The following is a 14,540-nucleotide window of genomic DNA, read 5'->3' on the forward strand; positions in this document are numbered from 1 at the left end:
CCGGCTTCGCGCGTTCCGCCGCCCCGGGGTGTCGGCGTGCGGGGTTGTCCCAGTAACGTTGCACCCCGTCGAGTGAAAGCTGGCCACGGGGGTCCGGTCAGTCCTGTCCGAGTAGGCATAGCCAGTACCAGGAGACACCGGTGAGCGCCGAAGGTCGTGTGATCGCGGGCCGGTACCGCTTGCAGCAGCAGATCGGCAGCGGCGCGATGGGGGTGGTGTGGCGTGCCGTCGACGAGCGGCTGCACCGCACGGTCGCCGTCAAGCAACTCCTGCTGCAACCCGGGTACACGCCCGAGGAGACCGAGGAGGCGCGGCAGCGTTCGATGCGCGAGGGTCGCATCGCGGCCCGCCTGCAGCACCAGAACGCGATCGTCGTGTTCGACGTCGCCGAGGACGAGGGCCAGCCGGTCCTGGTCATGGAGTACCTGCCGTCGCAGAGCCTGGCCTCGGTGCTGGCCGAGCAGGGCGTGCTCCCGCCGTTGCAGGTGGCGCAGATCGGCGTGCAGGTCGCCGGGGCGCTGGCCGCCGCGCACATGGCCGGGATCGTGCACCGCGACCTCAAGCCGGGCAACGTCCTGCTCGGCGAGAACGGCATGGCCAAGATCACCGACTTCGGCATCTCGCGGGCGATCGGCGACGTCGCGGTGACCAAGAGCGGCATCCTCGCCGGGACGCCCGCCTACCTGGCGCCGGAGGTGGCGCTGGGTCGCGACCCGGCTCCCGCGTCGGACGTGTTCTCGCTGGGCTCCACGCTGTACGCGGCGATCGAAGGCGAACCACCGTTCGGCATCGACGAGAACGCGATCAGCCTGCTGCACCGGGTCGCCCGCGGCCAGGTGGAGCCGCCGCGCCAGGCCGGTCCGATGACGCCCGCGCTGATGCAGCTGCTGCGGCCGGACCCGGTGGAGCGGCCGACCATGGCGCAGGCCCGGGACCTGTTGCAGGCGGTCGTCGACGGACGTCCCATCCCGAACGCCAACCCGGTCGGGGGCTGGCAGCGTCCCGCCGCGCCCGCTCCCGCACCGGCCCCGACCCCGGCCGCCCAGGCGACGCGCGTCGCCGCGGCGGCGAACCCGCCGACGCGCGTCGGCGGCGCGACGCCCGCACCGGCCGCCCAGGCCGCTCCGTCCCGGGGGCGGTCCCGCCAGGCGCTGCTGTGGGTCGTCGCGATCCTGGTCGCGGTGCTGGTCGGCGTGCTCGCGGCGAACGCCTTCGGCAGCAGTGGCTCGCGGTCGCAGGGCGAACCCCGTCGTCCGGCGGCGCAGCCGGTCGCCGCGCCACCGCCGGAACAGCCCACGTCGGCGGCCGTGACGACCCCGGAGTCGGAGACGACGCCGGCGGAGGCGCCCAGCAGCGAGCAAACCACCACCGCCGCGCAGACGACCGCGAAGCAGCCGTCCCAGCAGGACATCAAGAAGACGGTCCGCAAGTACTTCTCGCTGGTGCCCAAGCACTTGGACGAGTCGTGGAAGCTGCTGGGGCCGAGCCTGCGCGCGCAGGGCCAGCAGCGCTACGCGGAGTTCTGGAACTCCGTCGACGACGTCAAAGTCCTCGGCGATCCGGTGGTCGCCGAACCCAACGTCATCGTGATCCTGCAGTACCGCAAGGGGAACAACCGGATCACCGAGGAACACGTGCTCGGCATGGTCACCACCCCCGAGGGCCAGCCGCTGATCAACACCGACCGCCGGGCCTGACCCCGGCGCGGGGTTCCGGCACCGCCGCGCGAACAGGTTCTCAGGCGTTGGCGATCTCGACGAGGATGTCGAGCAACGAGCGGCTCGCCGGCCGGTCGGCGACGGTCTCCCGGACGGCGACGTAGAGGCGGCGGACCGGCTCGGGGTGGCGCATCGGGCGCACGACCACGCCGGGGTGCACCACGTCCAGACCGAGCCGCGGCACCAGCGACACGCCGAGCCCCGCGGCGACGAATCCCTGCGCCGAGTAGGTCCCGTCCGTCTCCAGCACTACCCGCGGGGTGAAACCGGCGCTGGCGTAGGCGTTCCGCAGCGCCTCGGCGCACGGTTCGTCCGCGGCCAGGATGCTGTTGATCCAGTTCTCGTCGGCGAGCCGCGCGAGGTCGATCTCCGCCTCCTCGGCCATCGGGTGCCCGTGCGGCAACACGACCCGGAACGGGTCGTCGGCCAGGTGCACCAGGCGGACTCCGCCGCACTCGTGGGTGCGGGAGCTGCGCACGATGATCGACATGTCGGCGTCGCCGGCGGCGACGTCGTCGAGCAGGCCGACTTCGGCCATCCGCAGGTCCAGCTGCACGTCCGGGTGCTCGGCGCGGAACTTGGCGACCGCGGGCGGGATGAGCCCGACGCTGGCGGTGTGGAAGAACCGGACCCGCAGCAGGCCGGTGCGCCCGGAACGGATGTCGGCGAGTTCGGCCTCGGTTTCGCCGAGCACTTCCGCGATGCGCCCGGCGCGTTCGGCGAGCAGCGTGCCCGCGGGAGTCGGCCGCAGGCCGCGGCCGACCTTCTCCAGCAGCGGCGTACCGGCTTCGCGCTCCAATGTGGACAGTTGTTGGCTGATGGCCGACGGGGTGTAGCCCAGGTTGGCCGCGGCGGCGCTGACCGATCCGCTGGTGACCACCGCCCGCAACACCTGCATGCGACGCACGTCCAGCATGGCGACGATGCTACAGCATTGCTAAAAGATTCGTTGACTATATTTCGCTTGTTCTTACGCGATGGACGACGCACCGTGGACACCGACGATGTCGGACCTCCTCGGAGAAACCATGAACAACCCGATGAGTGCCCTGCGGCTCGGCGCGCTCGCGCTGCTGTGGGGATCCAGCTTCCTGCTGATCAAGCTCTCGCTCGGCGCGCTGTCGGCCACCCAGATCGCGTTCACGCGCATCGTCCTCGGCGCGTTGGTCCTGCTCGTCCTCTGCGCGGTGCGCGGCCTGCGGATCGGCGGTGGACCGGTGTGGCGCCACGTCACCGTCGCGGCCCTGTTCAGCAGCGCACTGCCGTGGGTGCTCTACGGCATCGCCGAGCAGACCGTCGACTCCGGGCTGACCGGCGTGCTGAACGCGACGACTCCACTGTGGACGGCGTTGTTCGGGCTGCTGTTCGGGTCCGGAGCGCGACCCCGCTACCTCGGGCTGGGCGTCGGTTTCGCCGGGGTGCTGCTCATCTTCGCGCCGTGGCAGGGCGGTGGCCTGTTCAGCTGGGGCACGCTGGCCTGCCTGGGCGCGGCCACCAGCTACGGCGTCGGTTACGTCTACATCGGACGGAACCTCACCGGGGACCGCGGCCGGTCACCGGTGGCGCTGGCCGCGATGCAGATGACCGCCGCCAGCGGGCTCGCCGCGCTGGCGCTGCCGCTGGACGGGCTGCGGCCGGTGCAGTTCGAACCGATCGCGCTGCTGGCCATCGCGGTGCTGGGCGTGTTCGGCACCGGGTTCGCCTTCGCCCTCAACTACCGGCTGATCTCGGACGAGGGCGCGACCACGGCGTCCACCGTGACCTACCTGATGCCGATCGTCTCGGTCGTGCTGGGCTGGGCGGTCCTCGGCGAACAGCTCGGCCCGCGCGTCCTGGCGGGCATGGTGGTCGTGCTCCTCGGCGTCCTGCTCACCCACCGCACCCGGGCGCCCCGGCGGGCGGTCGAGCAGGAGGACCGGATGGCCCGGGTCGCCGAGCGCGTCGCCCGCCTCTACTCCGAACTCGCCACCAACCACCCGATGAAGTAGCTCCGGCGACCGCCGCCCGGTCAGACCAGGCGGCGGTCGCTGGCCCAGCGGGACAGCTCGTACCGGTTGGACAGCTGGGTCTTGCGCAGCACGCTGGACACGTGCGTCTCCACCGTCTTGACCGAGATGAACAGCTCGGAGGCGATCTCCTTGTAGGCGTAGCCCCGCGCGAGCAGCCGCAGCACCTCCCGCTCGCGCGGGGTGAGCAGGTCCAGCTCCGGGTCGCCGACCGGGGCCGAGTTCGGCCCCTCGGAGAACGCGTCGAGCACGAAACCGGCCAGCCGCGGGGAGAACACCGCGTCTCCCCCGGCCACCCGCTCGACCGCGTCCGCCAGCTCCCGACCGGAGATCGTCTTGGTGACGTAGCCTCGCGCACCGCCCCGGATCACCGCGATGACGTCCTCGGCCGCGTCGGACACCGACAGCGCCAGGAACACCACGTCGGTGCCGCCCCCGCCGCGCACCCGGCGGAGGACCTCGGCACCGCCGCCGTCGGGCATGTGCACGTCGAGCAGCACCACCCGCGGCCGGTGGTGCTCGATGCCCGCGACGGCCTCGGCGACCGACCCGGCCTCCCCGACCACCTCGACGCGGTCGGCCGCGACGGCCAGTTCGGCGCGCACTCCGGCGCGGAACAGCGCGTGGTCGTCCACCAGGAACACCCGCACCGGTCCGGACCCGGCGTTCTCCTCGCTCACCAGCGCTCCTCTCGTTCGCCCCCGGTCACGTCGCGACCGCCCGGGGCATCTGCATCTGGATCTCGGTCCCCTCGCCGGGCGCGGTGCGGACGCGGACCTCTCCGCCGTGGCGCCGCACCCGGCCGCGGATCGAGTCGGCCAGCCCGTGGCGGTCGTCGGGCACCGCGTCCGGGTCGAAACCGGCGCCGCGGTCCCGCACGAACACCGACACCCGCTCCGGTTCGACCTCGGCGTACACGCTGACCTCGGAGACCCCGGCGTGCTTGGCGGCGTTGACCACCGCCTCGCGGGTGGCCGCGAGCTGCGCGCCGAGCCGGTCGTCGATCTCGCAGTCGCCGACCACGACCTGCTGGACCTCGATGGCGAAGGTGTCCTCGACCTCGCCGCAGATCCGGGTGAGCTCGGCGGACAGCGTCGCCCGGCGCTCCTCCGCGGCCACCGGCCGCTCCGAAGCGCGCCCGTAACCGTCCGGGCCGTACAACCAGTGCCGCAGCTCGCGCTCCTGGCCGCGGGCCAGGCGGCGCACCTCCCGCTCGGAGTCGGCCTGCTTCTGGATCAGGGCCAGCGTCTGCAGCACCGAGTCGTGCAGGTGCGCGGCGATCTCGGCGCGTTCCTGCGACCGGATGCGGCTGGCCCGCTCGACGTCGAGATCGCGCACCAGGCGCACCCACCACGGCACGGTCAGCACCGCGACCCCGACCAGCGCGGCGAGCACGGCCAAGACCACGAACTGCACGTCGCCGAGCGAGACGTTGCCCGCCAGGAAGGCCGCCAGTCCGACCACGACCAGCGCGGACCCGGTGATCACGCGCACCGCGGCGGTCCGGCCACCGCCACCCAGCAGCACGCCGACCACGCCGGAGCGGGCTCCCTCGCGCCACCGGCGCCGCTGCGAGTCGTCCGCCTCCCGCCAGACGACCCCGGCACCGATCAGCGCGATGAGCAGCGGCGCACCGAACCACGGCGGCAACGAGACCATCGAGCCGAACGCCACCGACAGGCCGATGCCCAGCAGGATCAGCGCGACGCCCTGCTGCCGCTCCCGGGCGCTCGGCGGGTCGGCCGGTCCCGCGCCCTGCGGCGCGAACACCCACAGCGCCGCGTAGCCCACGACGCCGGCACCGCCGAAAGCGGCCAGCACGACGAACGCCACGCGCACCCACAGCACCGGGATCCCCAGGTGCTCGGCGATCCCGCCGGCGACCCCGGCCACCAGCCGCCCGGAACGCCGCCGACGCAGCTGCGGGTACCGGGGTGCCTCCTCGGTGCCGGCCGGACGGGTGTCGGGCCCCGCCTCCGGACTCCGATACCGCTCGTCCCGGACATTCACGTCTTCGATGGTCACACGGCCGAGGTCAGCGGGGCATCAGGGGCGAACCCGCGTCTTTCCGGGCCCCCTCAGGGGCGTCCCCGATGCCCCGGCGGATCAGGCCACCGGATAGTGGGACGCATGAGCACGACGAAGCCGAGCAGCGTCGAGGACACGCTGCGGGACTTCTGGCAGACCCGGCCGGTGCGCCCCCGTTCGGGCCGCAGGTTCGCCGGGGTCTGCGTGGCGATCGGGCTGCGCTACGGCATCGACCCGGTGCTGGTGCGCGTCGCCTTCGTCCTGGCCGCCCTCTACGGCGGCGCCGGGATCGCCCTGTACCTGCTGTGCTGGCTGGTGTTCCCGCAGGAGGGCGACCCCGCGATCGAGCCGGGCACCCGGGAACCGACGTCCGCCGTGCTGGCGCTGGTGCTGGTGCTGGCGCTGATCCCGGCGATGTCGTGGAGCGTCCAGTTCCCGGGCGTGATCGGCCTGGTGCTGGGACTGGGCGCGCTGTTCCTGCTGCACCGCCACCACGCCGACCGCAACCGGCCGGAACCACCGGAGCCGACCGGCGAGAACGCCTGGGTGTACCCGGCGGCGGAGCAGCGGACCGCACCGCCCTCGTGGGATCCGCTCGGCGCCGCGCCGTTCGCCTGGGACCTGCCGGAGCCGAGCCGACCGGAGCAACCGCCGGAACAGCGCCCGAAGCGGCGCTGGATCACACCCGTAGCGCTGCTGCTGGCCGCGTGCTGCGCCGTGCTGGCGCGCTACAGCGGCCAGGGCGCGGCCGAGGTGCTCGCGGTGGTGCTCGGGGTACTCGGGTTGGCCATGGTCGCCGGAGCGTTCCTGCACGGCGGTCGCGGCCTGATCGCCATCGCGATCCCGGTGGGCGCGCTGGCGATGGTCGCTTCCGCGCTGCCGCCCGGTGCGGCGTGGCTCGGCGTGAACGACCAGCGGGTGCACCTGATCGACGCGGCAGCGGTCGCGCCGCGCTACCGGACCGCGATCGGCGACGTGGACCTCGACCTGCGGGACGCGCGCTTCCCCGGCGACCGGGAGGTGCGGACCGGCGCGGACGTCGGAGTCGGCGACGTCACCGTGCGCGTACCGGCCGATGTGGACGTGACAGCGCGGTGCTCGACCGGGATCGGCTCGGTGAGCTGCCTGCGCAACACCGCCGAGGGCCCCGGCCAACACCGCGAGGCGCACGACGACGGGCCGGACGGACCGGGCGGCGGACGCCTCGTGCTCGACCTGACGACCGGGACCGGCGACGTGGAGGTGACCCGTGGCTGACGACGAACGGCCCGATGTCCTCACCCTGGTGGCCGGACTGATCGCGCTCGCCGTCTCCGGGTACGTGCTGCTCGGCTACGCGGGCGACCTGCAGTGGCTGCTGGCGGTGGGAGCCGCGGTGGTCGGCGTGCTCATGCTCGTCGTGTCGCTGCTGCGGCGCTCACCGCAGGATCGCTAGGACCAGCACGACGAGCCCGAGCACCGCCACGGCCGGCACACCGAACGCCAGCAGGGTGTGCCGGCCGCGGCGGCTCTTGCGCAGTTCCTGCTCGGTGCGGGTGGAGATGATGAAGTACCCCTCGCCCTCGGGCTTGCCGATGACCAGCGGGCCGATCTTGTCGTGCACCTCGCCGAGGATGTAGAGCCGCTGCCCCGGCCGGATCACCCACTCCTCGTACTGGTAGCCGAGCGTCTCGGACGGCGCCGAGAAGAACAGCTCGTTCAGCTTCTGCGCCAGGTTCCGGGGCGGTTCGTGCCTGCTGGGCTCGAACCGCTTGACCACCTGCTCCGGCCGGTCGGGCCGGGTGCCGTTGGGGTCGACGCCGATGAGCACGCCCTGGTCGTCGCGCAGCGCGTAGCCCTCCCACGAGGTGTGCTCGATGATCGGTTCGGTCTTCGTCCGGGTCTCGCGCCTGCCGTCCTTCCACTCGACGTACTGGAAGCGGCGCTTGACGACGTAGCGGTACCAGACGCACTCGGTGCCGCTGATCTCGGACACCAGCAGCCCCTCGGGACGCGGGTGGGCGACGCCGACGACCTCGCACTGCTTGCGGAAGTGGCCCTGCCCGCCGACCTCGTCGGACGCCGAGCGCAGCAGCTCCAGCTCCGGCACCGGCACCGTCTCCGCACCGATCATCGCGTGCAGCTCGCCGCGCGTGTGCCGCATGTAGAAGAAGCCGCCGACGGCCGCCGCCAGCAGCACGATCCCGATCACGATCATGTACGCCTCCCGGCGGGCCACCCTATGCGGCGCGGAACCGCGGTGGGGCCGGTTCGGCTCAGATCATTCCCATTCGATGGTGCCCGGCGGCTTGGACGTGACGTCCAGCGTGACCCGGTTCACCTCGGCGACCTCGTTGGTGATGCGGGTGGAGATGCGCTCCAGCACGTCGTAGGGCAGCCGCGTCCAGTCCGCGGTCATCGCGTCCTCGCTGGACACCGGGCGCAGCACCACCGGGTGGCCGTAGGTGCGGCCGTCGCCCTGGACGCCGACCGAGCGGACGTCGGCCAGCAGCACCACCGGGCACTGCCAGATGTCGCGGTCCAGCCCGGCGGCGGTCAGCTCCTCGCGGGCGATCGAGTCGGCGGCGCGCAGCGTCGCCAGCCGGTCCGCGGTGACCTCGCCGATGATCCGGATTCCCAGCCCCGGCCCGGGGAACGGCTGCCGGTGCACGATCGTCTCCGGCAGGCCCAGCTCCAGGCCCACCCGGCGCACCTCGTCCTTGAACAGCGCGCGCAGCGGCTCGACCAGTTGGAACTGGAGGTCCTCGGGCAGCCCGCCGACGTTGTGGTGGCTCTTGATGTTCGCCGCGCCGGAGCCGCCGCCGGACTCCACGACGTCCGGGTACAGCGTGCCCTGCACCAGGAAGTCGATGTGCTCCCCGGCCGCGCCGGCCTCGGCCTGCAGGTCGCGGGCGGCCTGCTCGAAGACCCGGATGAACTCCCGGCCGATGATCTTGCGCTTCTCCTCGGGGTCGGTGACCCCGGCGAGCGCGCCGAGGAAGCGGTCGACCGCGTCGACGGTGACCAACCGGACGCCGGTGGCCGCGACGAAGTCGCGCTCGACCTGCGCCCGCTCACCGGAGCGCAGCAGCCCGTGGTCGACGAACACGCAGGTCAGCTGGTCACCGATGGCGCGGTGCACCAGCGCCGCGGCGACCGCGGAGTCCACCCCGCCGGACAGCGCGCAGATCGCCCGCCGGTCGCCGACGTGCTCCCGGATCGCGGCCACGGTCTCGTCCACGATGGACGCGGTCGTCCACTGCGGGCGGACCCCGGCGATCTCGTGCAGGAAGCGGCGCAGCACCTCCTGCCCGTGCGGGGAGTGCGCGACCTCCGGGTGGTACTGCACACCGGCCAGCCGCCGCGCGACGTTCTCGAACGCCGCGACCGGGGTGTCCTTGGTGCCCGCGGTGACGGTGAAGCCCTCCGGGGCCTTGCTCACCGAGTCGCCGTGGCTCATCCACACCGGGTGGTGCCCCGGCAGGTCCTCGTGCAGCGCACCGCCCTCGCCGGTGACCTCCAGCTCGGTGCGGCCGTACTCGCGGACCCCGGTGTGCTCGACGGTGCCGCCGAGCGCCGCGGTCATCGCCTGGAAGCCGTAGCAGATGCCGAACACCGGCACGCCCGCGTCGAACAGCCCCGGGTCGACCTGCGGCGCCCCCTCGGCGTAGACGCTGGACGGGCCCCCGGACAGCACGATCGCCGCCGGGTTCCGGCGGACCATCTCGTCCACCGGGGTGTCGTGCGAGACGACCTCGGAGTAGACCTGCGCCTCCCGCACGCGCCGTGCGATCAGCTGTGCGTACTGGGCGCCGTAGTCGACGACGAGGACGGGCCCCTGGTCGCCGTTGCTCGCGGAACCGGACACGTCGTCGAGACCTCCTAGCCATCCCACCTGTGCGCTGCACCCATTCTCCCAGGTAACCAACGCCACAGTGCGGCCAGGGCCTGCTTCGCGAGCGGGCTCAAGAGCCTGTCTTTGAACTCGTTGTGCGAGGCGGTCCGGTGGCGAGACCGCTCACCGAAAGAGAAAGCGGCTTTCGCCGCTTGTCACGCCCCTTCCAGGAGCAGGTTCGAAGACAGGCACTCAGGTCCGCAGCGCAGCCGGGGCGTCCGCCGGGACGGCCGGGGCCTTCGGCCGGACCGGATCCAGGCGGCGGTAGTCCGCACCGGGCGCCGGGCGCGGATCGGGCTCGCCCTTGTTCGGCCACATCGCGAACGCCCGCTCCGCCTGGGCGGTGATGGTCAGCGACGGGTTGACGCCGAGGTTCGCGCTGATCGCCGAGCCGTCCACCACCGACAACGTCGGGTAGCCGTGCGCCCGGTGGTACGGGTCGATGACGCCGTGCCCGGCGTCCTCGGAGATCGGGCAGCCGCCGATGAAGTGCGCGGTCATCGGGACGTCGAACAGCTCGCCCCAGGTCCCGCCCGCGATCCCGCCGATCTTCTCCGCGACGCGCTCGTTGGCTTCCTCCCCGACCGGGATGAACGTCGGGTTCGGCGCCCCGTGCCCCTGCCGCGAGGTCAGCCGCGCGCGGCCGAACCGGCGCCGCAGGCTGGTGGTCAACGAGTTGTCGAGGCTCTGCATGACCAGCAGGATCACGGTCCGCTGGCTCCAGCCGCCGACCCACAGCATCCGCAACGACTGCAGCGGGTGCTCGACCAGGAAGCGCAGCCACTGCTTCCAGCGCGGGCGCGGGTCGCCGCCCCGGGTGGGCAGCGTCTGCAGCAGGCCCATCGCGTTCGCGCCCTCGGTGTAGCGCACCGGCTCGATGTGCGTGTCGGCGTCCGGGTGGAACGACGAGGTGATGGCGACCCCGGTGGAGAAGTCGCGCTGCGGGTCCACCGCGCGCATCTGCGCCCCGATGATCGCCTCGGAGTTCGTGCGGGTGAGCACGCCGAGCTTGGCCGACAGCCGGGGCAGATCTCCGGACTCGCGGCAGCGGTGCAGCAGGTTCTGGGTGCCCCAGGTCCCGGCGGCGACCACGACCTGGTCGGCGGTGAACACCCGCGGCCGCCGGTCCAGCTTCGCCCCGGTGCGCCGGGTCAGGATCCGCCAGCGGCCGTCGCCGCCCTGCGCGAGGCGGTTCACCGTGGTCATCGGGAACACCTCGGCGCCGTTCGCCTCTGCCAGGTACAGGTAGTTCTTGACCAGCGTGTTCTTCGCGCCGACGCGGCACCCCGTCATGCACGCCCCGCACTCGGTGCACCCGGTCCGCGCCGGACCGGTCCCGCCGAAGTACGGGTCCGAGGCGGTCTCACCGGGCTTGCCGAAGTACACCCCGACCGGCGTGCGGTGGTAGGTGTCGCCGACGCCCATCTCGTCGGCGACCTGCTTGATGACCACGTCGGACGGCGTCTCGGTCGGGTTGGTCACCACGCCGAGCATCCGCGTCGCCTGGTCGTAGTGCGGCGCGAGTTCGGACTCCCAGTCGGTGATGTGCGCCCACTGCGGGTCCTCGTAGAACGGCTTGAGCGGCCGGTACAGCGTGTTCGCGTAGTTCAGCGACCCGCCGCCGACCCCGGCACCGGCCAGGATCAGGCAGTTGCGCAGCACGTGGATGCGCTGGATCCCGTAGCAGCCCAGCTGCGGGGCCCACAGGAAGTTCCGCAGGTCCCACGACGTCTTCGGCAACTCGTCGTCGCCGAAACGGCGTCCCGCCTCCAGAACCGCGACGCGGTACCCCTTCTCGGTCAGCCGCAGCGCGGCGACGCTGCCGCCGAAGCCGGAGCCGATCACGACCACGTCGAAGTCGGTGTTCGCTGCACCGTCGCGTCGAGCCATGCGCGACAGCGTAAACGTGACTACTCGTCAGTAGCCAGAGGCCGATCAGGAGAAATTCCCGCCGGCTGGCGGGTTTCAGCGGCGCAGCATCAGGCCGACCTTCTGGAACTCCTTCAGGTCGCGGTAGCCGGTCTTGGCCATCGCGCGGCGCAGCCCGCCGAAGAGGTTCAGCGTGCCGTAGGGGTCGCTGCTCGGGCCGAACAGCAGGGTCTCCAGGTCGGCGCCGGAACCGGCGAAGCCGACGATCTCGCTGCGCGGCAGGTTCGGGTGCGCGGCCGCGGCCGTCCAGTAGTAGCCCTGGGCGGGCGCCTCGGCCGCTTCGGTCAGCGACTCGCCCAGCATCACCGCGTCCGCGCCGCACGCGATCGCCTTCGCGATGTCCCCGGAGTACGACAGGGCGCCGTCGGCGATCACGTGCACGTACCGGCCGCCGGTCTCGTCGAGGTAGTCGCGGCGGGCCGCCGCTGCGTCGGCGATCGCGGTGGCCATCGGCACGCCGATGCCCAGCACCTGCGTGGTGGTGGCGGCGCGGGACTGGCCGAAGCCGACGATCACCCCGGCCGCACCGGTGCGCATCAGGTGCATCGCGGTGCGGTAGTCGCCGACCCCGCCCGCGACCACCGGGACGTCGAGCTCGGCGATGAACCGCTTGAGGTTCAGCGGCTCGCCGTCCCGCGCCACGTGCTCGGCGGAGACGATGGTGCCCTGCACCACCAGCACCTCGACCCCGGCGGCCAGCAGGTCCGGGGTCAGCTCCTCGGCGTGCTGCGGGCTGACGCGGGCCGCGACCGTGACGCCGGAGTCCTTGATCTGCTTGATCGACTGGGCGAGCAGGTCCATCCGGATCGGGGCCGCGTGCAGCTGCTGCAGCAACCGGATCGCCGCGTCCGGGTCGGCGTTCTCCTCGGCCGCGCGCACGACGTCGAACAGCTTGCCCTCGACGTCCTCGTGCCGCGCCCACAGGCCCTCGGCGTTGAGCACGCCGAGCCCGCCCAGCTCACCGATGCGGACCGCGGTCGCCGGCGACACCACCGCGTCGGTGGGGTGCGTGACCAGCGGGATGTCGAACCGGTAGGCGTCGAGCTGCCACGACAGCGACACGTCCTTCGAAGAGCGGGTACGCCGGGACGGCACGATCTCCACGTCGTCCAAGTCGTAGCCGCGCATGGCCGTCCGGCCCATGCCGATCTCAACCTGATCCCGCACCGTCCGAGTCCCTTCTCACGGCACCGCTGTCCAACGAGACATTCTCTCTACGGCATCCGTGTGACCCGCAACGGGGGCGCCCGGAACCGGACGACGGTCACAGCGCCGGCGGTGCCGGTTCCGCCCGGAACCGGCACCGCGCGGCGTCAGCGCACGTTGTAGTTCGGCGCCTCGACGGTCATCGTGATGTCGTGCGGGTGGCTCTCCTTGAGCCCGGCCGCGGTGATCCGGACCAGGTGGGCGTCCTGGAGCTCGGGGACGGTCCGCGAGCCGGTGTAGCCCATGCCGGACCGCAGCCCGCCGACGAGCTGGTCCACCACCTGGGACAGCGGACCGCGGAACGGGACCCGACCCTCGATGCCCTCGGGAACCAGCTTGTCCTCGGAGAGCACGTCGTCCTGGAAGTAGCGGTCCTTGGAGTACGACTTGGCCTGCCCCCGGGTCTGCATGGCACCCAGCGAGCCCATGCCGCGGTAGACCTTGAACTGCTTGCCGTTGACCAGCACCAGCTCACCGGGCGCCTCGGCGGTGCCCGCCAGCAGGCTGCCGAGCATCACGCTGCTGGCACCGGCGGCGATGGCCTTCGGGATGTCCCCGGAGTACTGGATGCCGCCGTCGCCGATCAGCGGCACACCGGCCGGGCGGCACGCCAGGCTGGCCTCGTAGATCGCGCTGATCTGCGGCACCCCGACACCGGCGACGACGCGGGTGGTGCAGATCGAGCCCGGTCCCACGCCGACCTTGACCGCGTCGGCCCCGGCGTCGACCAGCGCCTGGGCACCCGCCCGGGTCGCGACGTTGCCGCCGATGACGTCGACCGAGTGGCCGAGCTCCTTCTTCAGCGTCGCCACGGTGTCCAGCACGGCCCGCGAGTGGCCGTGCGCGGTGTCCACGATCAGCACGTCGACCCCGGCGTCGACCAGCGCCATGGCGCGCTCGTGCGAGTCGGCGCCGACACCGACGGCGGCGCCGCACAGCAGCCGGCCGTCCGGGTCCTTGGTGGCGTTGGGGTACTGCTCGGTCTTGACGAAGTCCTTGACGGTGATCAGCCCGCGCAGCTTGCCCGCGCCGTCCACGATCGGCAGCTTCTCGATCTTGTGCCGCCGCAGCAGCCCGAGGGCCGCGTCGGCGGTGACGCCGACCTGCGCGGTCACCAGCGGCGCGGGGGTCATGACCTCGCGCACCCGCTTGGTGTGGTCGAGCTCGAACCGCATGTCGCGGTTGGTGATGATGCCGGTGAGCGTGCCGTCCGGGTCGGTCACCGGCACCCCGGAGATCCGGTAGCGGGCGCACAGCGCGTCCACCTCGGCGAGCGTGTCCTCCGGGGAGCAGGTCACGGGGTCGGTGACCATGCCCGCCTCGGAGCGCTTGACCACCTCGACCTGGGCCGCCTGCTCCTCGACCGACAGGTTGCGCTGCAGGATGCCGACACCGCCCTGCCGCGCCATGGCGATCGCCATCCGCGCCTCGGTGACGGTGTCCATCGCGGCCGACAGCAGCGGAACGCGCAGCCGGACGTTGCGGGACAGCTGCGTCGAGGTGTCCACGGAGCTGGGGATGATGTCGGACTCGTCCGGCAGCAGGAGCACGTCGTCGAAGGTCAGACCGAGCGTCGCGAACTTCGAGGGGAGGCCGGGTGCGGACAGTTCGCTGGTCATGGCGAGGGGTGAGCCTTCCTTCACGCTGGGGTCCACGAAGGATGCGGTGGGTGGTGAGCCGCCGGTGCGCCGACACTGGCGTCAACGCGCCAACCGGTACAGGGATTCCTTACATGATAGAGACCGCTGGTCGGCGCCCGGAGCCCCGGCCGACGCGACG

Annotated in this window: 12 protein-coding genes; 4 read left to right on the plus strand and 8 right to left on the minus strand. The window is 72.4% G+C overall.

Annotated elements, in window-relative coordinates:
• Positions 1-140: 140 nt before the first annotated feature.
• Positions 141-1,697: a serine/threonine-protein kinase gene (locus NV263_RS27720; RefSeq protein ID WP_263249673.1), complete on the plus strand. Its 1,557-nt coding sequence runs from the start codon at positions 141-143 to the stop codon at positions 1,695-1,697.
• Between the two features lie 40 nt (positions 1,698-1,737).
• Here the strand turns inward: NV263_RS27720 and NV263_RS27725 are convergent, their stop codons facing one another.
• The gene (locus NV263_RS27725) at positions 1,738-2,634 is read right to left on the minus strand and encodes a LysR family transcriptional regulator (RefSeq protein WP_263249674.1); all 897 of its coding nucleotides are present in this window, start codon (positions 2,632-2,634) and stop codon (positions 1,738-1,740) included.
• Between the two features lie 112 nt (positions 2,635-2,746).
• On the opposite strand from NV263_RS27725, the gene NV263_RS27730 reads away from it, so the two are divergent.
• Positions 2,747-3,706 (plus strand): DMT family transporter, encoded by a 960-nt coding sequence (locus tag NV263_RS27730; RefSeq protein WP_263249677.1) that lies wholly within the window; start codon positions 2,747-2,749, stop codon positions 3,704-3,706.
• A gap of 20 nt (positions 3,707-3,726) precedes the next feature.
• Here the strand turns inward: NV263_RS27730 and NV263_RS27735 are convergent, their stop codons facing one another.
• Together NV263_RS27735 and NV263_RS27740 are read right to left on the minus strand one after the other, a co-directional pair.
• Positions 3,727-4,404 (minus strand): response regulator, encoded by a 678-nt coding sequence (locus tag NV263_RS27735; RefSeq protein WP_263249678.1) that lies wholly within the window; start codon positions 4,402-4,404, stop codon positions 3,727-3,729.
• Positions 4,405-4,429: 25 nt separating this feature from the next.
• The gene (locus NV263_RS27740; protein WP_263249680.1) at positions 4,430-5,734 is read right to left on the minus strand and encodes an ATP-binding protein; all 1,305 of its coding nucleotides are present in this window, start codon (positions 5,732-5,734) and stop codon (positions 4,430-4,432) included.
• Between the two features lie 120 nt (positions 5,735-5,854).
• Between NV263_RS27740 and NV263_RS27745 the strand changes: the two genes are divergently transcribed.
• Positions 5,855-7,009 carry a PspC domain-containing protein gene (locus NV263_RS27745; protein WP_263249682.1) on the plus strand — a complete coding sequence of 385 codons (1,155 nt, stop codon included), beginning with the start codon at positions 5,855-5,857 and terminating at the stop codon, positions 7,007-7,009.
• Positions 7,002-7,187 (plus strand): hypothetical protein, encoded by a 186-nt coding sequence (locus NV263_RS27750; RefSeq protein ID WP_263249684.1) that lies wholly within the window; start codon positions 7,002-7,004, stop codon positions 7,185-7,187. The genes NV263_RS27745 and NV263_RS27750 overlap by 8 nt, the downstream gene beginning before the upstream one ends.
• Here NV263_RS27750 and NV263_RS27755 read toward each other — a convergent pair.
• The 5 genes from NV263_RS27755 to guaB all read right to left on the minus strand — a co-directional run bounded on the left by NV263_RS27755 (position 7,170) and on the right by guaB (position 14,380).
• Entirely contained in the window at positions 7,170-7,949 is a 780-nt protein-coding gene (locus tag NV263_RS27755; RefSeq protein ID WP_263249686.1) for an E3 ubiquitin ligase family protein, read from the minus strand. The two genes, NV263_RS27750 and NV263_RS27755, sit on opposite strands and share 18 nt — an antisense overlap.
• Before the next feature lie 63 nt (positions 7,950-8,012).
• Positions 8,013-9,599, minus strand: a complete 1,587-nt coding sequence (gene guaA, locus NV263_RS27760; RefSeq protein ID WP_263249688.1) for a glutamine-hydrolyzing GMP synthase — start codon at positions 9,597-9,599, stop codon at positions 8,013-8,015.
• A gap of 219 nt (positions 9,600-9,818) precedes the next feature.
• Positions 9,819-11,516 carry a GMC family oxidoreductase N-terminal domain-containing protein gene (locus tag NV263_RS27765; RefSeq protein WP_263249690.1) on the minus strand — a complete coding sequence of 566 codons (1,698 nt, stop codon included), beginning with the start codon at positions 11,514-11,516 and terminating at the stop codon, positions 9,819-9,821.
• Between the two features lie 75 nt (positions 11,517-11,591).
• Entirely contained in the window at positions 11,592-12,722 is a 1,131-nt protein-coding gene (locus NV263_RS27770) for a GuaB3 family IMP dehydrogenase-related protein (protein ID WP_263249691.1), read from the minus strand.
• A 146-nt stretch (positions 12,723-12,868) separates the two neighbouring features.
• Positions 12,869-14,380, minus strand: coding sequence for an IMP dehydrogenase (gene guaB / locus NV263_RS27775; RefSeq protein ID WP_263249693.1), 1,512 nt, complete (start codon positions 14,378-14,380; stop codon positions 12,869-12,871).
• Between the last annotated feature and the right edge of the window lie 160 nt (positions 14,381-14,540).

Origin of the sequence: Saccharopolyspora rosea (assembly GCF_025643595.1) — a bacterium.
GTDB classification, from domain to species: Bacteria; Actinomycetota; Actinomycetes; order Mycobacteriales; family Pseudonocardiaceae; genus Saccharopolyspora; species Saccharopolyspora rosea.

Excerpts from the sequence above, each read along its gene's own strand:
- NV263_RS27725 (WP_263249674.1), bottom strand. The coding sequence starts at position 2,634 with ATGCTGGACGTGCGTCGCATGCAGGTGTTGCGGGCGGTGGTCACCAGC.
- NV263_RS27730 (WP_263249677.1), top strand. The coding sequence starts at position 2,747 with ATGAACAACCCGATGAGTGCCCTGCGGCTCGGCGCGCTCGCGCTGCTG.
- NV263_RS27745 (WP_263249682.1), top strand. The coding sequence starts at position 5,855 with ATGAGCACGACGAAGCCGAGCAGCGTCGAGGACACGCTGCGGGACTTC.
- NV263_RS27755 (WP_263249686.1), bottom strand. The coding sequence starts at position 7,949 with ATGATCGTGATCGGGATCGTGCTGCTGGCGGCGGCCGTCGGCGGCTTC.
- NV263_RS27765 (WP_263249690.1), bottom strand. The coding sequence starts at position 11,516 with ATGGCTCGACGCGACGGTGCAGCGAACACCGACTTCGACGTGGTCGTG.
- guaB (WP_263249693.1), bottom strand. The coding sequence starts at position 14,380 with ATGACCAGCGAACTGTCCGCACCCGGCCTCCCCTCGAAGTTCGCGACG.